Origin of the sequence: Streptomyces sp. NPDC048270, from assembly GCF_040652335.1 — a bacterium.
GTDB lineage: Bacteria > Actinomycetota > Actinomycetes > Streptomycetales > Streptomycetaceae > Streptomyces.
Genome location: NZ_JBEZLV010000006.1, coordinates 1 through 21685, shown reverse-complemented (window position 1 = coordinate 21685; position 21685 = coordinate 1). Strand labels below are relative to the sequence as shown.

At 73.8% G+C, this 21685-nt stretch carries 20 protein-coding genes and 1 pseudogene; 11 read left to right on the top strand and 10 right to left on the bottom strand.

Annotated elements, in window-relative coordinates; translation table 11 throughout:
* The first annotated feature begins 131 nt into the window (after window positions 1–131).
* The gene (locus AB0D66_RS08020) at window positions 132–1955 is read left to right on the top strand and encodes an ABC transporter ATP-binding protein (RefSeq protein WP_362298363.1); all 1824 of its coding nucleotides are present in this window, start codon (window positions 132–134) and stop codon (window positions 1953–1955) included.
* Entirely contained in the window at window positions 1952–3733 is a 1782-nt protein-coding gene (locus AB0D66_RS08015) for an ABC transporter ATP-binding protein (protein ID WP_362298359.1), read from the top strand. Before AB0D66_RS08020 ends, AB0D66_RS08015 begins: the two co-directional genes overlap by 4 nt.
* A gap of 231 nt (window positions 3734–3964) precedes the next feature.
* Here AB0D66_RS08015 and AB0D66_RS08010 read toward each other — a convergent pair whose 3' ends face one another.
* Window positions 3965–4756, bottom strand: coding sequence for a metal-dependent hydrolase (locus AB0D66_RS08010; protein WP_362298356.1), 792 nt, complete (start codon window positions 4754–4756; stop codon window positions 3965–3967).
* Window positions 4757–4913: 157 nt separating this feature from the next.
* Between AB0D66_RS08010 and AB0D66_RS08005 the strand changes: the two genes are divergently transcribed.
* From AB0D66_RS08005 to AB0D66_RS07995, 3 genes are all read left to right on the top strand, one after another.
* Window positions 4914–7436 carry a DUF3516 domain-containing protein gene (locus tag AB0D66_RS08005; protein ID WP_362298353.1) on the top strand — a complete coding sequence of 841 codons (2523 nt, stop codon included), beginning with the start codon at window positions 4914–4916 and terminating at the stop codon, window positions 7434–7436.
* A gap of 79 nt (window positions 7437–7515) precedes the next feature.
* Window positions 7516–8406, top strand: a complete 891-nt coding sequence (locus AB0D66_RS08000; RefSeq protein ID WP_362298350.1) for an acyl-CoA thioesterase II — start codon at window positions 7516–7518, stop codon at window positions 8404–8406.
* Between the two features lie 53 nt (window positions 8407–8459).
* Window positions 8460–8861, top strand: a complete 402-nt coding sequence (locus AB0D66_RS07995) for a YchJ family metal-binding protein (protein WP_362298347.1) — start codon at window positions 8460–8462, stop codon at window positions 8859–8861.
* Here the strand turns inward: AB0D66_RS07995 and AB0D66_RS07990 are convergent.
* Entirely contained in the window at window positions 8825–9778 is a 954-nt protein-coding gene (locus tag AB0D66_RS07990) for a DUF6397 family protein (RefSeq protein WP_362298344.1), read from the bottom strand. The genes AB0D66_RS07995 and AB0D66_RS07990 overlap by 37 nt on opposite strands.
* A 111-nt stretch (window positions 9779–9889) precedes the next feature.
* Window positions 9890–10288, bottom strand: coding sequence for a roadblock/LC7 domain-containing protein (locus tag AB0D66_RS07985; protein ID WP_362298341.1), 399 nt, complete (start codon window positions 10286–10288; stop codon window positions 9890–9892).
* Between the two features lie 104 nt (window positions 10289–10392).
* On the opposite strand from AB0D66_RS07985, the gene AB0D66_RS07980 reads away from it, so the two are divergent.
* Window positions 10393–10830, top strand: coding sequence for a PPOX class F420-dependent oxidoreductase (locus AB0D66_RS07980; RefSeq protein ID WP_362298338.1), 438 nt, complete (start codon window positions 10393–10395; stop codon window positions 10828–10830).
* Between the two features lie 35 nt (window positions 10831–10865).
* Here the strand turns inward: AB0D66_RS07980 and AB0D66_RS07975 are convergent, their stop codons facing one another.
* The 5 genes from AB0D66_RS07975 to AB0D66_RS07955 form a co-directional block, all read right to left on the bottom strand.
* On the bottom strand, window positions 10866–11507 hold the full coding sequence (locus AB0D66_RS07975; protein ID WP_362298335.1) for an ATP/GTP-binding protein: 642 nt from the start codon (window positions 11505–11507) through the stop codon (window positions 10866–10868).
* The gene (locus AB0D66_RS07970; RefSeq protein ID WP_069919003.1) at window positions 11507–11887 is read right to left on the bottom strand and encodes a DUF742 domain-containing protein; all 381 of its coding nucleotides are present in this window, start codon (window positions 11885–11887) and stop codon (window positions 11507–11509) included. Before AB0D66_RS07970 ends, AB0D66_RS07975 begins: the two co-directional genes overlap by 1 nt.
* 17 nt (window positions 11888–11904) lie before the next feature.
* The gene (locus AB0D66_RS07965) at window positions 11905–12351 is read right to left on the bottom strand and encodes a roadblock/LC7 domain-containing protein (RefSeq protein WP_362298331.1); all 447 of its coding nucleotides are present in this window, start codon (window positions 12349–12351) and stop codon (window positions 11905–11907) included.
* Complete coding sequence (locus tag AB0D66_RS07960; RefSeq protein ID WP_362298329.1) at window positions 12351–15020, bottom strand: nitrate- and nitrite sensing domain-containing protein; 2670 nt, start codon at window positions 15018–15020, stop codon at window positions 12351–12353. The genes AB0D66_RS07965 and AB0D66_RS07960 overlap by 1 nt, the downstream gene beginning before the upstream one ends.
* Before the next feature lie 267 nt (window positions 15021–15287).
* Window positions 15288–16067: an MHYT domain-containing protein gene (locus tag AB0D66_RS07955; protein WP_362298846.1), complete on the bottom strand. Its 780-nt coding sequence runs from the start codon at window positions 16065–16067 to the stop codon at window positions 15288–15290.
* Between the two features lie 177 nt (window positions 16068–16244).
* On the opposite strand from AB0D66_RS07955, the gene AB0D66_RS07950 reads away from it, so the two are divergent.
* A complete protein-coding gene (locus AB0D66_RS07950) occupies window positions 16245–16844 on the top strand; it encodes a class I SAM-dependent methyltransferase (RefSeq protein WP_362298326.1) in 600 nt (199 codons plus the stop codon).
* A 51-nt stretch (window positions 16845–16895) separates the two neighbouring features.
* Here AB0D66_RS07950 and AB0D66_RS07945 read toward each other — a convergent pair whose 3' ends face one another.
* Window positions 16896–17810 carry an oxygenase MpaB family protein gene (locus tag AB0D66_RS07945; protein ID WP_362298323.1) on the bottom strand — a complete coding sequence of 305 codons (915 nt, stop codon included), beginning with the start codon at window positions 17808–17810 and terminating at the stop codon, window positions 16896–16898.
* Between the two features lie 135 nt (window positions 17811–17945).
* Between AB0D66_RS07945 and AB0D66_RS07940 the strand changes: the two genes are divergently transcribed.
* From AB0D66_RS07940 to AB0D66_RS07930, 3 genes are all read left to right on the top strand, one after another.
* Complete coding sequence (locus AB0D66_RS07940) at window positions 17946–18725, top strand: hypothetical protein (RefSeq protein WP_362298320.1); 780 nt, start codon at window positions 17946–17948, stop codon at window positions 18723–18725.
* A gap of 41 nt (window positions 18726–18766) precedes the next feature.
* On the top strand, window positions 18767–19222 hold the full coding sequence (locus AB0D66_RS07935) for an SAM-dependent methyltransferase (protein WP_362298843.1): 456 nt from the start codon (window positions 18767–18769) through the stop codon (window positions 19220–19222).
* A 557-nt stretch (window positions 19223–19779) separates the two neighbouring features.
* Window positions 19780–20418, top strand: coding sequence for a polyprenyl synthetase family protein (locus AB0D66_RS07930; RefSeq protein ID WP_362298317.1), 639 nt, complete (start codon window positions 19780–19782; stop codon window positions 20416–20418).
* 79 nt (window positions 20419–20497) lie between these two features.
* On the opposite strand, the gene AB0D66_RS07925 is transcribed toward AB0D66_RS07930, so the two are convergent.
* A complete protein-coding gene (locus tag AB0D66_RS07925; RefSeq protein ID WP_362298314.1) occupies window positions 20498–20680 on the bottom strand; it encodes a hypothetical protein in 183 nt (60 codons plus the stop codon).
* 202 nt (window positions 20681–20882) lie between these two features.
* Here AB0D66_RS07925 and AB0D66_RS07920 point away from each other — a divergent pair.
* Window positions 20883–21685, top strand: a pseudogene (locus tag AB0D66_RS07920) (hypothetical protein); the annotation flags it as partial.

The following is a 21685-nucleotide window of genomic DNA, read 5'->3' as shown; positions in this document are numbered from 1 at the left end:
GCGCTACGTCATCCGCTCCGGACGCGGTCCGCCCTGCGGCGGGGCTGCGCCGACGGAAAACCGATTGCCCGGCCCCGGCCCGGAAGGCGAACCTTGCACGGTTTGGACCACTCGACCAGTCATGGGGCGTCATGCAGATCAGCGATCTTCCGTATCGGGATCCCGGGGTACCCGACGCCCGTTCCGGCCCCCGCTTCCTGGTGTGGCTGGGCCGGGGCCAGCTGGGCGGACAGTTCAAGAGCCTGTGCTGGGGACTGCTGCACTTCTCCGGAGTCGCCGGGCTCCCGTACACGGTGGGCATGGGCATCGACGCGGTGGTCGACCGCGACTCCACGCGGCTGCTGCTCGTCGGCGGGCTGCTCGCGCTGCTCGGCGTCGCCATCTCGGTCGGCGACGCCATGCTGCACCGCACCGCCGTCACCAACTGGATCACCGCCGCGGCGCGCGTGCAGCAGCTGCTGGCGCGCAAGACCGCCGAGTTGGGCTCCGCGCTGACCCGCCGCGTGGCCGCGGGCGAGGTCGTCGCGGTCTCCACCGGGGACGTGGAGAAGATCGGCTGGTTCGTCGAGGCCGTCTCGCGCTTCCTGGCCGCGCTCTTCTCCGTCGTCCTCGTCTGCGTCGGCCTGCTGTTCTACGCACCCGAGCTGGGCGTGGTCGTGGGGATCGGCGTGCCGCTGGTCGCCCTGGCGGCGCTGCCGCTGCTGCCCCGCGCCACCCAGCGTGCCGACATCCAGCGGGAGAAGGCGGGCAAGGCGACCGAGCTGGCCTCCGACACGGTCGCGGGCCTGCGGGTGCTGCGGGGCATCGGCGGCGAGGAACTGTTCCTCGGCCGCTACCGCGAGGCCTCGCAGGAGGTCCGCGAGGCGGCCGTGCGCAGCGCCCGGATGTGGGCGCTGATCTCCGCGATCCAGGTGCTGCTGCCGGGCGCGCTGATGATCACGGTGGTCTGGTACGGCGCCGGGCTCGTGGCCGACGGGCGCATCGCGGTGGGTGAACTCGTCGCGGCGTTCAGCGCGGTGGCGACGCTGCTCTACCCGCTGCGGCACTTCGAGGAGATCGCCATGGCGTACTCCTTCTCCCGGCCCTCCGCCAAGCGGGCCGCCCGGGTGCTGTCGCTGACCCGTACGGACGCCGCCGAGCGTCCGCCGGCCGCCGCGGCCGAGGCTCCGGCCCCCGGCGGGGACCTGTACGACCCGGAGACCGGGCTGCTGGCCGCCGCGGGCCGGTTCACCGCCGTCGTGTGCGGGGACCCGGACCTGGCGGGACGGCTCGCGGAGCGGCTCGGCGGCCATCCCACGGACACGGCCGCCGACGGGCCCTCGGTGCTCCTCGGCGGGGTCGCGCTGGACGAGCTCGCACTGGACACCTCGCGCACGCTGGTCCTCGTACAGGACAAGGACCCGGTGCTGCTCTCCGGAACCCTGCGCGAGCTGTTCGCCGTCCCGGCCTCCGGGGCGGTCGGGGCCGGTGCCGCACTGGCCGCGGCCCAGTGCGCGGACGTCCTGGACGCACTGCTGCAGTCGGCGCCGGACGGGGTGGAGGACCCGATGGACGCGCGGATCACCGAGCGCGGCCGCTCGCTGTCCGGCGGGCAGCGCCAGCGGCTCGCCCTGGCGCGGTCCCTGGTCACGGACCCGGAGGTGCTGGTCCTGGACGAGCCGACCTCGGCGGTCGACTCGCACACCGAGGCGCGGATCGCGGACGGGATCGCGGCGCTGCGCGCCGGGCGCACCACGGTGGTCCTGGCGTCGTCGCCGCTGCTGCTGGACCGCGCCGACCGGGTCGTCCTCGTCCACGAGGGCACGGTGGCGGCGGCCGGTACGCACCGCGAACTGCTGCACCGCGAACCGCTCTACCGGGCGGTGGTCACCCGTGAGACGGAGGACGAGCAGCGGCTCGACCGCGTGGAACTGGCACAGCTGGAAGCACTCACGGAAATCGAGGAGTCCGCATGATCGGCGTGGCGCCGCCGGATTACGATCCGGCGGCCCCCGAATCGGCCGCGACGCTGCCCGTGGGCACGTCGGTGACCGTACGGGGCTATGTGCGCGGCCTGTTCCGGCGCCACCGGCGGGCCTTCGTGGTGCTCGTGACGGTCAACGCGGTCGCGGTGATCGCCTCCATGGTCGGCCCGTACCTGCTGGGCCGGGTCGTGGACGACCTCGCGTCGGGCGTGCGCGAGCTCCATCTGGGGCAGGTGGCGCTGCTGTTCGCGCTGGCGCTGGCCGTCCAGACCTTCTTCGTCCGGCTGGTCCGGCTGCGCGGGGCGATGCTCGGCGAGGAGATGCTCGCCGACCTGCGCGAGGACTTCCTGGTGCGGTCGGTGGGGCTGCCGCCGGGCGTGCTGGAGCGCGCCGGTACCGGCGACCTGCTGTCACGGATCACCACCGACATCGACCGGCTGGCCAACGCGATGCGCGAGGCCGTGCCCCAGCTGGCGATCGGCGTGGTGTGGGCGGGGCTGCTCTACGGAGCGCTGGCCGTGACCGCGCCGCCGCTGGCGCTGGCCGCGCTGGTGGCGCTCCCGGTGCTGGTGATCGGCTGCCGCTGGTACTTCCGGCGGGCGCCGTCGGCGTACCGCTCGGAGGCGGCCGGCTACGCGGCGGTCGCGGCCGCCCTGACCGAGACGGTGGACGCGGGCCGCACGGTCGAGGCGCACCGCCTCGGGCCGGGCCGGATCGCGCTGTCGGAGCGGCGGATCAAGGAGTGGACGGCGTGGGAGCGGTACACGCTGTTCCTGCGGACGGTGCTGTTCCCGGTCGTCAACGTCACCTACGTGACGATCCTCGGCTCCGTGCTGATGATCGGCGGCTACTGCGTGCTGCGGGGCTGGATGTCGGTGGGGCAGCTGACCACCGGTGCGCTGCTGGCCCAGATGATGGTCGATCCGATCGGCCTGATCCTGCGCTGGTACGACGAGCTGCAGATCGCCCAGGTGTCGCTGGCCCGGCTGGTGGGCGTGCGGGAGATCGAGCCGGACGCCGGGGACCCGGAGGTGGGCCCCGAGGGCCGGGACGTCCGGGCGGACGAGGTCCACTTCGGCTACCGGGAGGGCGTGGACGTACTGCACCGGGTGTCCATGTCCGTGCCGCCGGGCACCCGGATGGCGCTCGTCGGCCCCTCGGGCGCCGGCAAGTCCACGCTGGGCCGGCTGCTCGCGGGCATCTACGCGCCGCGGGCCGGTGAGATCACCCTCGGCGGGGCCCGCCTGTCGCAGATGCCGGCGGAGCGGGTGCGCGAGCACGTGGCGCTGGTCAACCAGGAGCACCACGTGTTCGTGGGCTCGCTGCGGGACAACCTGCGGCTGGCCAGGGCGGGAGCCGGGGACGCGGAGCTGTGGGCGGCGCTGGGCGCGGTGGACGCGGACGGCTGGGCGCGTGCCCTGGAGGCCGGCCTGGACACCGAGGTCGGTTCCGGCGGGACGGCGCTGACCCCGGCGCAGGCGCAGCAGATCGCGCTGGCCCGGCTGGTGCTGGCGGACCCGCACACGCTGGTGCTGGACGAGGCGACCTCGCTGCTGGACCCGCGGGCCGCACGGCACCTGGAGCGGTCGCTGGCCCGGGTGCTGGACGGCCGCACGGTCATCGCGATCGCCCACCGGCTGCACACCGCGCACGACGCGGACGTGATCGCGGTGGTCGAGGGCGGCCGGATCAGCGAGCTCGGCTCGCACGACGAACTGGTCGCGGCCGACGGGGCGTACGCGGCGCTGTGGCGCTCTTGGCACGGGTGACCCGCGCCGTGCGGGGCGGCCGGACCTGCTGGTCCGGCCGCCGGGGTGGACCGCAGGACCGCAGGACTAGGCCGTCTCTTTCGGATCTTGCCGGTTAAGCCCGCGTCGTCCGGTGCCGTGCATCGCCGCGTTGGCGGGGCTCCCTCGTACTGGACGTACTCGGGTGCTCCGCCAACGCGGCGAGGTGCGGTGCCGGGCGGCGCGGGTCAGGCAAGATCCGAAAGAGACGGCCTAGAGGAACCCGAGGGCCGAGGCTCCGCCGTAGCCGCCCAGCAGGATGAACACCGGCATGAGGACCTTGAGCTCCACCCAGCTGCCGGCCCTGAAGCGCATCATCTTCGGCGGGCCGATCGGGTACCAGCGCTTGCCCGCGATCGGCAGGGGCCACAGGACCGGGCAGCCGGAGACGGTCAGGGCGTCGCCGATGTCGTGGACGAGCGCCCCGAGCACGATCGGCAGGCCGAGCCACAGGTACTCCTGGCCCGGCCCGGTGAACAGCCAGCCCGCGCCGTTGCCGGGCTGGTCGAGCACGCCGGCCAGGATCCACGCGCTGGTGGCGCCGAGCAGCCAGACCAGGACGTCGCTGGACATCCGGGCGGCCCGCCAGAGCAGGCCTTCCACCGCGAGCACCAGATGGACGAAGAGCAGCGCGAGCACGCCCCAGCGGTCGGCGGTCACGGCGAGCGCGGAGGCGCCGGCGCCGATCAGGACGGCCCAGAGCCAGGTGTGGGTGAGGGTGCGGTGGCCCCCGGTCCGGCGGGCGTCCCTGGGCGAGCGGGTGGCCTTGTAGACGGCGTAGGAGATCTTGTCGACCACCTCGCACAGCCCTCGGGACAGGGGCCCGAAGGCGCGCGAGATCGTCGCCGACTTGTGGTCGAGGTCGGGGGCGAGGGCCGCCCCGGCGCAGATCAGGGCGCCGACCACGAGCACCGGCCACGGCATGGGATGCCCGGCCGCCGCGGTCGCCGCGCCCACCCCCAGCCAGGCCGCTGCCCCCGAGAGTGAATGCGCCGGACCCATCATGGTCGTTCCCCGCCCCGGTGGTGTGGTGTGTGATCTCGTACTCGGGCCCCGTCGACGGTTTCGCTCGGGCCGTTTCGACGGCACAGCGTACCGTCGATGATCTTCCTCCCGTCCGCCGGTTCCCTCATCCGGGGGGAAGCCAGGCAAGATGGGGGGCGTGACCCTCATTGATCAGCTCCCGCCGAACGCCGACCCCGATGCCCTCTTCGAGGCTTTCTCCTCGTGGGCGGAGGGCCAGGGCATCACCCTGTACCCGGCTCAGGAGGAGGCGCTGATCGAGGTCGTCTCCGGGGCGAACGTGATCCTGTCCACCCCGACCGGCTCCGGCAAGAGCCTGGTCGCGGCGGGCGCGCACTTCACCGCCCTGGCACAGGACAAGGTCACCTTCTACACCGCCCCGATCAAGGCCCTGGTGTCGGAGAAGTTCTTCGACCTGTGCAAGCTCTTCGGCACCGAGAACGTCGGCATGCTGACCGGCGACGCCTCCGTGAACGCCGACGCACCGGTGATCTGCTGCACCGCCGAGGTACTGGCCTCCATCGCCCTGCGCGACGGCAAGCACGCCGACATCGGCCAGGTCGTGATGGACGAGTTCCACTTCTATGCCGAGCCGGACCGCGGCTGGGCCTGGCAGATCCCGCTGCTGGAGCTGCCGCAGGCCCAGTTCATCCTGATGTCGGCGACCCTCGGCGACATGAAGCGGTTCGAGGAGGACCTGACCCGCCGCACCGGCCGGCCCACCTCCGTGGTCCGCTCCGCGACGCGGCCCGTCCCGCTGTCGTACGAGTACGTGACCACCCCGATCACCGACACGATCACCGAGCTGCTGGAGACCCGGCAGGCCCCGGTGTACATCGTGCACTTCACGCAGGCCCAGGCGGTCGAGCGGGCGCAGTCGCTCATGAGCATCAACATGTGCACCCGCGAGGAGAAGGACAAGATCCAGGACCTGATCGGCAACTTCCGCTTCACCACCAAGTTCGGCCAGAACCTCTCCCGCTACGTCCGCCACGGCATCGGCGTGCACCACGCGGGCATGCTGCCCAAATACCGGCGCCTGGTCGAAAAGCTGGCCCAGGCCGGCCTGCTGAAGGTGATCTGCGGAACCGACACCCTCGGCGTCGGGGTCAACGTCCCGATCCGCACGGTGCTGTTCACCGCTCTCACCAAGTACGACGGCAACCGGGTGCGCACGCTGCGCGCCCGCGAGTTCCACCAGATCGCCGGCCGCGCCGGCCGGGCCGGCTTCGACACGGCGGGCTATGTCGTCGCCCAGGCGCCCGAGCACGTCATCGAGAACGAGAAGGCGCTCGCCAAGGCGGGCGACGACCCGAAGAAGCGCCGCAAGGTGGTGCGCAAGAAGGCTCCCGAGGGCTTCGTAGCCTGGTCGGACACCACCTTCGAGAAGCTCATCGCCGCCGACCCGGAGGCGCTGACCTCGCGCTTCAAGGTCACCAACATCATGCTGCTGTCGGTCATCGCCCGGCCGGGCGATGCCTTCCAGGCGATGCGCCACCTCCTCGAGGACAACCACGAACCGCGCAAGGCGCAGCTGCGGCACATCCGCCGGGCCATCGCGATCTACCGTTCGCTGCTGGACGGCGGCGTGGTCGAGAAGCTCGACACCCCGGACGCCGAGGGCCGCACCATCCGGCTCACCGTCGACCTCCAGCAGGACTTCGCGCTCAACCAGCCGCTGTCCACCTTCGCGCTGGCCTCCTTCGACCTGCTGGACCCGGAGTCCCCTTCCTACGCGCTGGACATGGTCTCCGTCGTGGAGTCCACGCTGGACGACCCGCGCCAGATCCTGGCCGCCCAGCAGAACAAGGAGCGCGGCATCCAGGTCGGCCAGATGAAGGCCGACGGGATCGAGTACGAGGAGCGGATGGAGCGGCTCCAGGACGTCACCTATCCCAAGCCGCTCGAAGAGCTCCTGTTCCACGCCTACGACGTGTACGCCAAGAGCCACCCCTGGGTGCGCGACCACCCGGTCTCCCCCAAGTCGATCATCCGCGACATGTACGAACGCGCGATGACCTTCACCGAGTTCACCTCCTTCTACGAGCTGGCCCGCACCGAGGGCATCGTGCTGCGCTACCTGGCGAGCGCGTTCAAGGCCCTCGACCACACCATCCCCGACGACCTCAAGTCCGAGGACCTCCAGGACCTGATCGAATGGCTCGGCGAGCTGGTCCGCCAGGTCGACTCCAGCCTGCTCGACGAATGGGAGCAGCTGGCGAACCCGGAGGTGGAGACGGCGGAGCAGGCCCAGGAGAAGGCCGACCAGGTCAAGCCGGTCACGGCGAACGCGCGCGCCTTCCGCGTCCTGGTCCGCAACGCGATGTTCCGCCGGGTGGAGCTGGCCGCCCTCGACCACGTCAACGTGCTGGGCGAGCTGGACGCCGAGTCCGGCTGGGACGCGGACGCCTGGGGCGAGGCCCTGGACGGCTACTGGGACGAGTACGACGACCTCGGCACCGGCCCTGACGCCCGCGGCCCGAAGCTGCTCCAGATCGAGGAGGACCCGGTGCACGGCCTGTGGCGCGTCCGCCAGACCTTCGCCGACCCGAACGGGGACCATGGCTGGGGCATCAGCGCCGAGGTCGACCTCGCTGCCTCCGACGAGGAGGGCCGGGCCGTCATCCGGGTCACCTCGGTCGGCGAGCTCGGGGCGCTCTGAGCACACCGCCCACCCCCGGCGACCCGCCGGCTCCCGCTTCCCGCCGGCTCCGCCCGGACCTGACAGTGGAGAACCTCTGATGACGAACCCCGCCGAGAGACTCGTCGACCTGCTCGATCTGGAGCAGATCGAGGTCAACATCTTCCGCGGCGCCAGCCCGCAGGAGTCCCTCCAGCGCGTCTTCGGCGGCCAGGTCGCCGGCCAGGCCCTGGTCGCCGCGGGCCGCACCGTGGAGAGCGACCGCCCCGTCCACTCGCTGCACGCGTACTTCCTGCGCCCCGGCATCCCCGGGGTGCCGATCGTGTACCAGGTGGAACGGGTGCGCGACGGGCGGTCCTTCACCACGCGCCGCGTCACCGCGGTCCAGCAAGGCAAGACGATCTTCAATCTCACCGCCTCCTTCCACCATCCGGAGGAGGGCAGCATCGAGCACCAGCTGCCCCCTCACCACGTCCCCCATCCGGACACGCTCCCCAAGGTCGCGGACGAGATCCGCGAGCACCTCGGCGCCCTGCCGGAGTCGCTGGAGCGGATGGCCCGCCGCCAGCCCTTCGACATCCGCTATGTGAACCGGCTCCGCTGGACTCCCGAGGAGCTCAAGGACGCCGATCCCCGCAGCGCGGTGTGGATGCGGGCGGTCGGCCCGCTGGGCGACGACCCGCTCGTGCACACCTGCGCCCTCACCTACGCCAGTGACATGACCCTCCTCGATGCCGTGCGCATCCCGGTGGAGCCCCTGTGGGGGATGCGCGGGTTCGACATGGCCAGCCTCGACCACGCCATGTGGTTCCACCGGCCGTTCCGGGCGGACGAGTGGTTCCTGTACGACCAGGAGTCCCCCATCGCGCACGGCGGCCGGGGCCTGGCCCGGGGCCGCATCTACGACCTGGAGGGCAGGCTGCTGGTCTCCGTGGTCCAGGAGGGCCTCTTCCGCCCGTACCCCGCCCAGCCGCCCCGGCCGGCGCGCTAGCCGGCCAAGTCCCCGCCTCCCCGCCCTCCACGAACGAGGAACCGAACCCGCCCATGCCCACCCCGGCCCTCCCCTGTCCCTGCGGGCTGCCCGCCGCCTACCCGGAGTGCTGCGGCCGCTTCCACTCCGGCGCCCAGCAGGCACCCACCGCCGAGCGCCTGATGCGCTCCCGGTTCAGCGCCTTCGCCGTCGGCGACACCGCCTACCTGCTGCGCTCCTGGCACTCCACGACCCGCCCGGCCCGGCTCGACCTGGATCCCGGGCAGCGCTGGGAGCGCCTGGAGATCCTCGCCACCGAGCGCGGCGGGATGTTCGAGACGGAGGGCGCGGTGGAGTTCCGGGCGCACTACCGCGAGGGCGGGCACTCGGGCTCGCTGCACGAGCACAGCGCCTTCTCCCGCGAGGGCGGGGCCTGGGTCTACGTGGGCCCGCTGTCCCCCGTCGACTTCGACTGACCGCGCGCTCCGGTCAGGGCGAAGTCCAGGCTGGTGCGGTACCAGTGGATCTCCTCCGGCGGCTCGGCCTTCAGCAGCCGCAGCGCCACGGCCGCGGCCGCCGGCGCCTGCGGGTGCCCGTACGGCGGGGGCGGGGCGAGGGCGGCCAGCACGATCCGCTCCGCCGGCTCGGGCACGGCCCGCAGCAGCTCTTCCTCCGGGAGTACGGATGCCAGGACCGCGGCCCGCTCCCAGGGGTCGGCGGTCCGTCTCAGCAGCAGCCCGACATGCCGGCCGCGCCACTTCCTGGGACGCAGGTCCCCCCTGGCCTCCAGCAGTTTCCGGTCGGCCGGCGGCGCGGCCCCGCGCAGCCGCGCCGGCTCCCGCGCCGCGAACTCCCGCAGCTCCGCGGCCAGGTAGAGCCACACCACCGCCCGGTACCGGTTGATCCGGTAGCCGACGGGGGTCAGGTGCCCGCAGCGGGCGAGCCGGGTGAACCGGCTCGGTCCGACCCCCAGCACCCCGGCCGCCGCCTCCGCGCCGGCCACGGTCGCCACCCGTTCGCGCAGCGCCTGCGGCCCGTCCTCGCCCGGCCGGGCTTCGGCGGCCCGGACCCGGTCCAGCTCGGCCCGCGGGTAGCGGGCGGCCCGGCCGGGCGCCGACGGCCCGGCCCGTACGATCCCCAGCTGGACGGCCCGGGCGAACTCCCCCCGGGTCAGCCCCAGTTCCCCGGCGGCCTGCGCCCCGCCCACCAGCACCTCGCCCGGCAGGCCCGCGCGCACTTCACCCGGGGCATCGGCACGGGCATCGGCACGCGGACCGCCTCGGCCGGCGGCCGGGACGTCCTCCCGGAGCGCGGCCCCCAGCTGCGTCGCCATCGCCATCGCCATCGCCATTGCAGTCGCAGCCGCCGTTGCCGGCGCCGTCGTCTTCGTCATTGTCGTCATCATCACGGTCTCCCCACGAGCGTCGATTACTCTGTGTGAAGACCGTAACTCAGAGCGACGACATCGCGAGAGCCCTGTGGACAACCTCCGGCCCCGCCGCACTCACCCGCCGGTGACCCGCCGCTCCGCCACCCCCAGGTGCTCACCCACCCGGTTGACCAGCAGCGTCATCTCGTACGCGACCTGCCCGATGTCCGACTCCGCCGCGCTCAGCACGCACAGGGAGCTGCCCGCGCCCGCGGCCATGACGAAGAGCACCCCCTCGTCGTACTCGACCATCGTCTGGCGGACCTCCCCGGCCCGGAAGTGCCGCCCCGACCCCTTGGCCAGGCTCTGCAGGCCGGCCGCGACGGCCGCCAGGTGCTCCGCGTCCTCCCGCGCCAGCCCGGCGCTCGCGCCCGTGACCAGGCCGTCGTTGGACAGCACCACCGCATGCCGCACCTGCTGGACCCTGCGCGTCAGATCGTCCAGCAGCCAGTCGAGCTGCTTGTCCAGTGCCATACCGAGCCCCTCCCCGTCGACGCGCCCACCGGCCGCGCCGCGCCCCGCCTAGTCGTCCCGCAAGCCTTCCCCACCAGTGCCTTTCCGGCAAGGAGGATGTCCTCATGGCGAAGAAGATGACTCAAGAGGAATGGCGGGCGTTCGTCTCCCACTCCACCCGCACCGGAAAGCTCTCCACCGTCCGCGAGGACGGCAGTCCCCACATCGCCCCGATCTGGTTCGTACTCGACGGCGACTCCTTCGTGTTCAACACCGGCAAGGACACGGTGAAGGGACGCAACCTGGCCCGCGACGGCCGGGTCGCGCTGTGCGTCGACGACGACCGTCCGCCGTTCTCCTACGTCGTGCTCCAGGGCCGCGCCGAGATCAGCGAGCACGCCGACGACCCGGACGAGATCCTCCACTGGGCGACCCGGATCGGCGCCCGGTACATGGGCGAGGAGCGTGCGGAGGCCTTCGGCCGCCGCAATGCCGTCCCGAGCGAACTCCTGGTCCGCGTCCCCGTCGACAAGGTGATCGCCCTCGCCGGGATCGCGGACTGACCCTCGCCGGCCCTCCCGCCCGGGCAGCGGCCGGTTCACACCGAATCGGCTTGCGGCTCCACCGAGTCGAGCAGCCGGGCGGTGTGCACCCGCCCGGCGTACTCGACGAGCCTGATCAGCACTTCCTTCCCCGAGTCCTTGTCCCGCGCGTCGCACAGCACCACCGGCGTCCCCTGGTCCAGGTCCAGTGCCCGCGACACGTCGTGCGCGCCGTAACGCCGGGCGTCGGTGAAGCAGTTGACGGCCACCACGAACGGAATACGGCGGTGCTCGAAGTAGTCCACCGCCGGGAAGCAGTCCTCCAGCCGCCGCGTGTCCGCGAGCACCACCGCGCCCAGCGCCCCCTGGGACAGCTCGTCCCACAGGAACCAGAACCGGTCCTGGCCCGGTGTGCCGAACAGGTAGAGCGACAGCCCGGAGCGGATCGTGATCCGGCCGAAGTCCATGGCCACGGTCGTGGTCCTCTTCTGGTCCACCCCGCCCGTGTCGTCGACGAGTTCGCCCGCCTCGCTCAGCAGCTCCTCGGTCCGCAACGGCCTGATCTCGCTCACCGCGCCGACCAGCGTGGTCTTGCCGACCCCGAAGCCGCCGGCCACCAGGATCTTCAGCGCGAGCGCCGCCAGTTCGGTGTCGTCCCCGGGACCGGGATCCGCCGGTCCGTCGTCATGCAGTCCCATCACAGCGCTCGCAATCCCTCGATGACTTCCCGCAGAATCCGCTCGTCCGGCAGTTGTGCGGGCGGTACCGGCCTGCTGACCTTGACGTGCCCGCCCTCCAGCAGGTCGCCGAGCAGCACCCGGACCACCCCCACGGGCAGGTCGGCGTCGGCAGCGAGCTCCGCCACCGACTGGGTCTCGGACCGGCAAAGACCGAGCAGGGCCCGGTGTTCCGGGCCGAGCAGCGACTCGGCAGCCGCGTCGGTGCCCTCCGGATCCACGACGACCAGGGCGATCAGGTCGAAGCGGACCCCGTGGGGCCCCGGCTTCGTACGCCCGCCGGTCATCGCGTACGGACGGACGAGCGGGCCCGCGTCGGCGTCGTACCACTGGCCGTTCATGTGCCGGACCGCCGCCCTCAGCCGGCGGCCGGCGGCCGCGCCGCGAACCGGGGCGGGGTGTACAGGTGCTCGCCGACCCGCTTCACCAGGCGGGCCATCTCATAGGCGATCAGCCCGATGTCGGCCCCGGCGCCGCTGAGCACGGCCAGGCATGATCCGTCCCCGGCGGCCGCGACGAAGAGGAAGCCCTCGTCCATCTCGACCATCGTCTGGCGCACGCCCCCGGCGTGGAAATGCCGGCCCGCGCCCTTGGCCAGGCTGTGGAAGCCGGAGGCCACGGCGGCCAGGTGCTCGGCGTCCTCCCGGCTGAGCCCGCTGGAGGCGCCCACCGGCAGGCCGTCGTTGGAGAGGACCACGGTGTGCCGCACCTCCCGGACCCGGACCACCATGTCGTCCAGCAGCCAGTCCAGTTCGCCCGACCTGCGGACGCCCCCGTCGAGTCCGATTCTCTGGTGTTCGATCATCACACTTCTCCTTTGCTGCCTGCGCTGCCTTCACGGCGTTCACGGCGTTCACGGCCCTCGCGACCTTCACGGCCCCCGCGGCCCGCGTGCGGGGAGTTCTCCTGGGCGCCGCGGACCCAGCCGTCCCGGTAGGCGGCCATCCGGTCCCGGGCCTGCTCCGGGCTGCGCCCCGGCGGATCCGCGGCGAGGGGCGCGCCCGCCGGGGCCTTGGGGGCGGGGGTCTCGCGCAGCTGCGGCACCAGGCTGGCCTGGCGGACCCGGCGCGGCAGTTCCGTCACCGAGGCGGAGGGGGGTGCGGCGGGCTGCGGCGCGCCCGTGAGCGCCCCGCCCGCGGTGCGCGGCCGCAGTGCGGCCACCGGGGCGGGCCGGGGCTCCGGCCGGCCGGGGGCGTCCGGCAGGCCGGCGGTCGGGCCCGGGTCGCCGAGCCCGCGCGCGTCCTCGCGTACGACGCTCATCGCGGGCGGCTGCTGCGCCCTCTCGGCCGCCTGCGGTGCCTGCGCCGGGACCGCTGCGGCCGGCGGTACGGGCGCCGATGCGGCGGCCCGTGCTTCGGCGGCGGCCCCGGCCCGGGGCTGCTGCTCCGGGGAGCCGGCCGGGAGCGCGCTCTGGAGCATGGAGTTCGGCAGCAGCACCACGGCGGTGGTGCCCCCGTAGGGCGAGGTCCGCAGGTGGACCTTCACCCCGTGCCGGGACGAGAGGCGGCTGACGACGAAGAGCCCGAGCCGGTCGCTGTCGAAGAGGTCGAGCGCCTCGGACTGCTCGATGCGGCGGTTGGCGTCGCTGAGGGTCTCGCGGCCCATGCCGAGGCCGCGGTCCTCGACCTCCAGGACGTACCCTGCGCCGACCGGCTCGCCGCTGACGCGGACCTTGGTGTGCGGCGGGGAGAACTGGGCGGCGTTCTCGATGAGTTCGGCCAGCAGGTGGGTGAGGTCGGCGACGGCTCCCCCGACCACGGCGGCCTCGGCGAGCTGGCGCACCTCCACGCGGGGGTAGTCCTCGATCTCGGAGACGGCGGCGCGCACGACGTTGGTGAGCGGGACCGGCATCCGCCAGGCGCGGCCGGGGGCGGCACCCGAAAGGATGATCAGGCTCTCCGCGTGCCGGCGCATCCGGGTGGTGAGGTGGTCGAGGCGGAAGAGGTCGCCGAGCTCGTTCGGGTCGTCCGCGCGGCGTTCCATCGAGTCGAGCAGGGTGAGCTGTTTGTGCACGAGGACCTGGCTGCGGCGGGCGAGGTTGACGAACACCCCGGAGACCCCGCTGGCCAGCTCCGCCCGTTCGACCGCGGCGCTGAGCGCGGCCCGGTGCACGGTGCCGAGCGCCTCGCCGACCTGCGCGATCTCGTCGTCGGCGGGCGGCCCGGCCGGGGTCTCGGCGGCGACGTCGATCTCGTCGGCCCGGCCCGCTCTGAGCCGCTCCATGGCGTAGGGGAGTTTGCGGTGGGCGATCTCCAGCGCCGTGTTGCGCAGCGAGACCAGCTCCACCACGAGGACCCGGCCGATGCGGACGGAGATCACCAGCGAGGCGGCGACGGCGGCCAGGCCCAGCAGCACGGCGGCTCCGGCCGGGCTGAGCGCGCCTTCGGCGAACGGGTCGCTCCGGTCGGCGGCCGCGGCGTGCGCGGCTCCCTCGATCTCGCGCATCGAGGCGGCGATGCCGGTGTGGGCCGCCTCCCATCCGGCGGGCACCCCCCGCACCTCCTTGGCCGCGCCGGCGGCCAGCGCCCGGTCCTCGGCCGCGGTGAGGTCGGCGTAGGCGGCGCTCTTGGCGACGGACTGCCAGGCGGCCTGCTGTGCGGGTGGCAGGTCGCGGGCCGTGGCGGCGGTGAGGGCGCGGCGGGTCTCGACGGTGCCGGTCAGCTGCCGAAGCGTTTCCGCGCTGCGCGGGCCCGGTACGGCGAGCAGCGCGTCCTCCCGGGAGAGGAGCTCTCCGGCCCGGGCGAATTCCAGCAGGACCCGGGAGGCGGGGCCGAGTTCGGCGTCCTCCCCTCCGGTCAGGGCGCCGCCCACGGCGAGGGCCGAGTCGACCACGCGGGTGTAGATCTCGTAGGCGGCTTCGGGTGTGGCGCGCCGCCCGGTGACGTCCTTGCGGGCGGATTCCAGCGCTTCGGCCTCGGTGACGAAGGCCCCGAGGCGGACCACGATGTCCGAGCCGTAGTCACCGGAGTCGGCCGCGGTGTTGCGGTCTCCGAGGCGCAGCCGCCGGACGGCGTCGTCGGTGCGCCGGGCCTGCTGGTCCAGGGCGGCCGGGTCGGCGGCGGGGTCGGCGAGGAGCCGGACGGCGGCCCGCCGTTCGGCCTGGAGCTCGGTGACGGCGGCGGCGACGGGGGTGCGTATCTCGGCGTCGACCTGATGGACGCGGGTGAGCCTGGCGATGTCCTGGGCGGTGCTGACGGTGGCGAAGGCCCAGAGGGCGAGCAGCGAGACGACGGGGACCATCAGCAGCGAGACGATCTTCGCGCGGACGGTGGCGGGGCGCAGCCGCAGCCGCGGGCCCCGGTCGTGCGGTGGCGGGGCTGCCGGGGCGGGCTGGTGGGGCACCTGGTCGGGGTGTTCGTCGGCCGGCGGCCCGGCGTGGGCGCGGCGGCCCGTTCCCGCGCCGTGGCCGTGGCCGCCCGCCGGCGCGGGGAGCCGCGGCGCCGCTGCTTCCGGTTGTCTGCGGGATGTGCGCATGGGCTCCTCGTTCCGGGGCGGTACCGACAGGTGCGGGTGGTTCGGCGAGCGGGGCGGGGCGGTGTGGTGCGGGTGCTGGTGCGGGTGCGGGTCGTCCGGCGTGCGTGCGGTGCTGGTGCGGCGGGTGGCGGTGCGGTGGGTGCTGGTGCGGCGGGTGCTGGTGCGGCGGGTGCTGGTGCGGCGGGTGCTGGTGCGGCGGGTGCTGGTGCGGCGGGTGCTGGTGCGGCGGAGTGCTGGTGCGTACGGGCGTCCGTCGGCGGAGTGCGTTCAGTGGGCGGCCGCCGCCCGCTCCCCCAGGCGCCGCACGGAGTCGGAGGCGGCTCGCTCGTCGGCGGTCGGCGACAGCGCGACGAAGGCTGCGGTGATGAACAGGTACGAGCCCAGCCCGACGGCGAGCGGGAAGATGAACTGCATGGCCGTGGCGCCGGGCAGGGCGGCGTCCGACGGGGTGACGCTGACGGCCACGGCCGTCATGCCGGTGTAGTGCATGCTGCTGACGGCGGCGCCCATGACGAGCGAGGCGACGGCCACGGCCACCGGCGACTTGATGTTGAGCGCGGCCCACAGGGCCGCCGTGGCCGCGGCGACGGCGATGGCGACGGAGAGCCCGACGGTGAGCGGGTCGTAGCTGACGCGGCCGTGCAGGCGCAGGGCCGCCATGCCCAGGTAGTGCATGCTGGCGACGCCGAGCCCGGTGGTGAGGCCGCCCAGGATCAGGGCCCGGCCGCGCTCCTTGCCGTAGCCGACGGCGAACACCCCGGCGCCGACCACCAGCATGGCGACGACCAGGCTGAGGATGGTGAGCGGCACGTTGTAGTGGATCTCGGTGCCGATGACGTCGAAGCCGAGCATCGCGACGAAGTGCATCGTCCAGATGCCGGTGCCGATCGCGGAGGCGGCGGTGAGCAGCCAGTTGCGCCGGGAGGCGCCCGTCGCGGCGAGCGCGCGGACGGTGCAGCGCAGCCCGAGGGCGGCGCCGATGGATGCCATCACGTATGACAGCACGGGTGTCAGCCAGCCGTAGGCGGCGTGGTCCAGATGTCCCAGGTGTCCCATGGCCACCGGACGCTAGTCCGGGTGAGGGCGCGAACAGGGGGCGCATTTCGAAAGCCGCTGTAACTGCTGGAATATGACAGAGATACGTTCATCTCCGATCACACCGCGTACCACCTTGCACACGGTCCGCAGGCCCCTGCGCGCCCGCCGTTGGGGGATCATGGGCGTATGAGCGAAGACCACACACACGTGCAGGAGTTCTTCGGAGCGCGCGCCGCCGACTGGGACCGCAAATTCCCAGATGACGCGCCCGCCTTCGCGACCGCCGTCGCCGAGTTCGGACTGCGGCCCGGGGACCGCGTGCTCGACGCGGGCTGCGGCACCGGGCGGGCCATGACCCCGCTGCGCGCCGCCGTCGGAACCTCCGGAACCGTCCTCGGGGCCGACCTCACCCCGCAGATGCTGGCCGCCGCGCAGCGGGCGGGGCGCGGGGCACAGGGCGCGCTGCTGCTCGCGGACGTGGCCCGGCTGCCGCTGCGCGACGGGGCGCTGGACGCGGTCTTCGCCGCCGGACTGGTCGCGCACCTGCCCGACCCGGACGCGAACCTGCGCGAACTCGCCCGGGTGGTCCGCCCCGGCGGCCGGCTCGCGCTGTTCCACCCGATCGGGCGGGCGGCCCTCGCCGCGCGCCAGGGCCGCGAACTGACCCCGCAGGACCTGCGGGCCGAGCACAACCTCGGCCCGCTGCTGGCCCGTTCGGGCTGGGAGATGACCTCGTACGCCGACGAGGACGCCCGCTTCCTGGCGCTCGCCGTGCGCCACGGCTGACACGTTCCCCGTACGTCGGCCCCTCGCCCGGGATCCGCGGACGTGCCCGGATCACGCCGGAGGCTGAGCCTCGGCTCCGGCGGGCCGGCGGGGATGCGGAACGGGGCAGCCGCCCGAACCGGGCACGGGAAACGTGCCGAGCCCGCCCACGTCATAGCCGCCGGGGTAGCTCTTGATCTCCGGGTTCTGCCGGCCGTAGTGCGGGCCCTTGCGCGGGGGCAGCAGCCGTACCGCGCGGCCGCGCAGCCGCAGGGCGCCCCGGACCAGCCGCCGCACCTGGGGGTGCGGGCGGGGGAAGCGGAAGGCGTCCAGCAGCGGCTCGTCCATGAGGGCGAGGCTCGCCCCGCGGACCGCGGGGGCGAGCGGGGCCGGGTACCAGGAGGCCATCAGGTCGAGCGTGGAGTCCGCGACCTTGCGGGCCCCCTCGTCCCAGCCGAACCGGGCCTCCTCGTAGGCGTCGAGGGTGGACTCGAACTCCTCGAAGGAGCCGGGAATGTCCGTGATGCCCAGACGGCCGCCCAGGGCGGCGTAGTAGTGCGCGGAGGCCCGGCGCTCGTGGTGGGTCAGCGGACGCCAGCCGTACGCGTCCAGCCAGCGCGCAGGAACCACCACGAACGTGCACAGGACGTAGCGCATGTCCTCGTTGGAGATGTCGTAGCTGCGGTGCATCTGGTTGACGCGGCGGATCGCGGTGCGCCCGGCGTCGCTCTCGAAACCGTGCTCCACGATGGCGTCGAGGAGCAGCGCGGTGTCGTCGTAGCGCCTCTGGGTGCGGTCCGTGAACTCGGCGGTCTCGGCCAGCAGGCCGCCGATGGAGGGGACGGCGAAGGTGCGGAACAGGGCGAGCTCCAGGGCCCGGCCGAGGTCCCAGGGGAACTCGTAGGTGGCGGTGAGCCGGTAGATGGCGAGGAAGTCCTTGTCGGGATCGAGACGGAGGATCTCCCTCAGCCGGTCGTAACGCTGCACCGGATGTCCCTTTCTGTGGCGGGCCGCCAACTCTACGTGCAGGTAGCGGCCTTGGAAATCATCGGCCGCAGGCCCTCGACGGGCGGGTTACCCGCTGGTTAAGGTGCGCCGACGAGAGAGCTACCGGGAGGCCAGGTGTCCGACGACGAGGGTGGCGGCTCGCTGTACGTGCTGACCGCCGTGCTGCTGACCCCCGCGCAGTTCCCCAGCATCCTGGGCGACGACTTCCCCGAGGCCTGCTCCCTGCTGGGCGTGGCGCCGAACCGGGAGGGGTACGGGCTGGTGCTCGGCCAGGACGAGGAGGGCGCGCGCTGGACGGTGGTGGTGGACGACGTCTCGCTCGTGGCCGCGGCCATCGCCTCCTGGGACTGCGGGATGGACTACGACCTGTCCCCCGACGAGCGGTCGATCGTGGTCTCCCTCGCGGGCTGGCCGCTGGAGCTGTCGGTGGCGGCCTCCGGGATCCCGGAGCCGCACGATCCGGAACAAGGTGCGGACGGCACGGGCCGGGTGCCGCTGGCGCCGCCCTCGGCGCAGACCTGGGGGCCCGTGCAGCGACGGATGGCCGCGGACCAGATCGCCCGGCAGTGGGACGACTGGAGCGGGCGCGAGGCGCTGGACGGCGGGGCCGCGGCCGCCGCGCATCCGGGGCTCGCGCGGGCTCTGGAGGAGGCCCGGGCCTACACGCTGGCACCGCCGCCGCCGGGGCGGGTGCGCTCCTCCTTCGCAGGGGAGGAGGCCCGGACCCTGCGGGCGGACGGTCCCGGCTGGTCGCTGGTGGCCCGCACCGGCGACGCCGCCTTCGTCCTGCTCGACGAGGAGGCCGGCGGGGTGCTCGCGGTTCCGCGCGACGGGGAGGGCGAGCTGCCGGAGCTGCTGGCGGCGCTGGACCGCGTCGCCGTGCGCCCGGCGTGAACACGTACGGGACGGCGGAGGGGAGCGGGGCGGCGGTGACGGTGGAATGCGAGCCGGTGGGCGTGGTCGTGGGGGGCCGCGCGGAGGTGGCCGACGACGACTGGGGGCGCGAGACGGCGGTGATCCGCCTGGACGGCGGCCGGTTCGGCCCGGAAGCGCTGTACGGGCTGGAGGACTTCTCGCACGTCGAGGTCGTCTACCACTTCGACCGGGTGCCGGCGGAGGAGGTCGAGTCGGGCGCGCGCCGCCCCCGGGGGAACCCGGACTGGCCGCTGGTCGGCATCTTCGCCCAGCGCGGCAAGAACCGGCCGAACCGGCTCGGTGTCTCACGGTGCCGGGTGCTGAAGGTGGACGGCCTCGATGTCCACGTGGCGGGCCTCGACGCGGTGGACGGCACCCCCGTGCTCGATCTGAAGCCGTACATGGCCGAGTTCGGCCCGCGCGGCGAGCTGCGGCAGCCGCAGTGGGCGACGGCCCTGATGCGCGACTACTACTGAGCGGCCCACCGGGCGCCGAGCGCCCCGATGGCCGAAAGGCGTAGGGCCGAGGCGGGAATTGGCTCTGGATCCCCTCCGCACAGAATGGTCGAATCAGTGACGTAACGCGACACATGGGGCGCACACGTCGCCCTTCGACTCGTTCTCGCGATGGAGGGCATCCGTGAATTCCCTGGCGTTCCTGGACTTGCACCGGGAGCTCTCCCCGGAGATCGACGCGGCGGTGGCGGCTTCGCTGGAGCGGCTCGGCCCGCCGTCGGCCACGGCCCGGACCGCCGTCGCCACGCTGCTGGAGCAGCGCGGACTGAAACATCCTCTCTCGGTGCTGCCTCTGCTCGTGCACGCCGTCGAGACGGGCTTACCCGGCCCGGCCGTGCCGATTTCCGCCGTGCACGTGCTCTGGTGGACCTCCGCCTGCTACGTCGACGATCTGGCCGACGCGGACGGGGCGGCGACCGCGGCCGGGCTGACCGAGAGCGCGGCGCTCGTCGCGTCGGTCATCGCGGGGAACGTGCGTCCCGTCCAGATCATCCGGGTCGCAGCGGATTCCGGAGTCCGTGCGCGACGAACTGCTCACCGAGATCGTGAACAGCTGGGTCGTGGCCGCCGACGGCCAGCTCGAGGACATCCGCGCAGCCGCGGCCGACGCCACGCGCGGTTCGGTGATCGAGACCTACCGCGGCAAGTCCGGCGCACCGTTCGGCATGATCACCGCGATGGCCGCGATCCTCTCGGGCACGGAACGCGCGAGGGTGGGGCTGTGGCGGGAGTTCGGCTACGTCTTCGGCATCCTCTGGCAGCTGTTCAACGACCAGGAGGACATCTTCTCCGGGCGCGACGAGGACCTGCGCAACGGCACGGTGACCTACCTGCTCGCCTGCGCCCTCGAGGACGCGGCGACCGGATCCCGCCGCCACCTGCTGGACCTGTGCGCCGCCGGGCGGCGTTCCGCGCACGCGCGAGCGGAACTCGCGCGCCTGCTGCGGGCGCCCGGCCTCCTGGCCCGGTACCGCGCGGACATCGACGGCTACCGCGCCGAGGCGCACCGCATCCTGGGCGTACTGGGGGGAGACGAGGCCCATCTGCCGGTACTCCGGCAGCTCGTGGACCACGCGGCGCGGATGCCGCTCCCGTCCGACCCGGGGGTGGAACCGGGACCGGCCCCCACCCCGGGCTTGGACCTCGGCGTGGCCTGAGCACACCGAGGTGCGCCCAGGGGCTCTGCCGGCGGGGCGGCCGGGCCCGGCGGGGCAGCGCCGCCCACCCCGATGGCCGTCAGCGGCCGATCTGTTTCCTGGACACGCCCCGCAGGCGGCGGCGCTGAGAGGGGTCCAGCAGGAGATAGGCGGCCGCGGGCACACCGATCAGGACCAGCAGCCCGGCCCAGAACCCGACCGCCCAGAACAACACGATGGCTGCCGCGACCCCGGCAACCGCCACCTTTCCGCTCGTGGACATCTGCGGACACCTCCACCCGTCGTCGGCCGTCGTCGGCCACTACCCCCTCAACGCGCCACCGCGACCCCGCGTTCCCGGCTGCCTCCACCGGCCGGTCGGCCCGCAAAGTGACCCGGGTCACGGCCCGGCCGGAGCTTTCCCGCCCTGCCGGTGGGGTAGCCTCGGCCGCCAGAATCCCCCGGTAGTCAAGTTTGAGGAATGCGTGCTCCCCGAGATCTCCGGCCTCATCCACTGCTCGGCCGTCTTCCTTCCCGCCGATCCGGCCCGCAGCGGGCGGATCGCGCTCTGGCACCCGGACGGCCGGGATCCGGGCGGCCGCGATCCGGGCGGCGGCTCCTCCGAGCAGCTGCACGTCGTCACCGCCGACCTGCGGCGGACCGCCGTCACCGCCCTCGTGCTGCCCGTCGGCGAGGCCCTGCCGCTGCTCACCCGCGCCCGTACCGCCGCGGCCGGCCAGGCGGCCGCCCCGGCCGCGGCCGCCGCCGCGGCGAACGCACCCTTCCCGGGTGCCGCCTCCGCGAGTGCCCCCTCAGCACGTGCACCCTTCCCGGGTGCCAACTCCCCGAGTGCCTCCTCAGCACGTGCACCCTTCCCGGGTGCCAACTCCCCGAGTGCCCCCTCCGCGAGCGCCGCCTTCTGGGGCGCCGCAGCCCTCCTCGCCCTGCGGTTCCTGGCCCGCGGGCAGCTCCTGCCCGGGCTGAGCCCCGCCGGCCACGACGCCTGGCGGACCGGCCCCCTCGACGCCGCCGACCTCGAAGAGGTCCGGGAGCTGGCCGCCGCCATGCCCCCCGAGGCCCACTGCCTCCCCCTGAACGCGGACGGCCCGCCCCGGCTGCCGGCCCCCGAGCCACTGCTGCGCGCCTTCCTCGACGCCGTCGCCGACACCCTGCCGCGCTCCCCCCCCCCCCCCCCCCCGGCCCCCCGGGCCCCCCCCCCCCCCCCCCCCCCCCCCCCCCCCCCCCCCCCACCCCCCAGGGGCCCCCCGGGGGGCGCCCGCCCCCCCCC

Excerpts from the sequence above, each read along its gene's own strand:
- AB0D66_RS08020 (WP_362298363.1), top strand. The coding sequence starts at position 132 with ATGCAGATCAGCGATCTTCCGTATCGGGATCCCGGGGTACCCGACGCC.
- AB0D66_RS08015 (WP_362298359.1), top strand. The coding sequence starts at position 1,952 with ATGATCGGCGTGGCGCCGCCGGATTACGATCCGGCGGCCCCCGAATCG.
- AB0D66_RS08010 (WP_362298356.1), bottom strand. The coding sequence starts at position 4,756 with ATGATGGGTCCGGCGCATTCACTCTCGGGGGCAGCGGCCTGGCTGGGG.
- AB0D66_RS08000 (WP_362298350.1), top strand. The coding sequence starts at position 7,516 with ATGACGAACCCCGCCGAGAGACTCGTCGACCTGCTCGATCTGGAGCAG.
- AB0D66_RS07995 (WP_362298347.1), top strand. The coding sequence starts at position 8,460 with ATGCCCACCCCGGCCCTCCCCTGTCCCTGCGGGCTGCCCGCCGCCTAC.
- AB0D66_RS07990 (WP_362298344.1), bottom strand. The coding sequence starts at position 9,778 with ATGACGAAGACGACGGCGCCGGCAACGGCGGCTGCGACTGCAATGGCG.
- AB0D66_RS07985 (WP_362298341.1), bottom strand. The coding sequence starts at position 10,288 with ATGGCACTGGACAAGCAGCTCGACTGGCTGCTGGACGATCTGACGCGC.
- AB0D66_RS07980 (WP_362298338.1), top strand. The coding sequence starts at position 10,393 with ATGGCGAAGAAGATGACTCAAGAGGAATGGCGGGCGTTCGTCTCCCAC.
- AB0D66_RS07975 (WP_362298335.1), bottom strand. The coding sequence starts at position 11,507 with ATGGGACTGCATGACGACGGACCGGCGGATCCCGGTCCCGGGGACGAC.
- AB0D66_RS07970 (WP_069919003.1), bottom strand. The coding sequence starts at position 11,887 with ATGAACGGCCAGTGGTACGACGCCGACGCGGGCCCGCTCGTCCGTCCG.
- AB0D66_RS07965 (WP_362298331.1), bottom strand. The coding sequence starts at position 12,351 with ATGATCGAACACCAGAGAATCGGACTCGACGGGGGCGTCCGCAGGTCG.
- AB0D66_RS07960 (WP_362298329.1), bottom strand. The coding sequence starts at position 15,020 with ATGCGCACATCCCGCAGACAACCGGAAGCAGCGGCGCCGCGGCTCCCC.
- AB0D66_RS07950 (WP_362298326.1), top strand. The coding sequence starts at position 16,245 with ATGAGCGAAGACCACACACACGTGCAGGAGTTCTTCGGAGCGCGCGCC.
- AB0D66_RS07925 (WP_362298314.1), bottom strand. The coding sequence starts at position 20,680 with ATGTCCACGAGCGGAAAGGTGGCGGTTGCCGGGGTCGCGGCAGCCATC.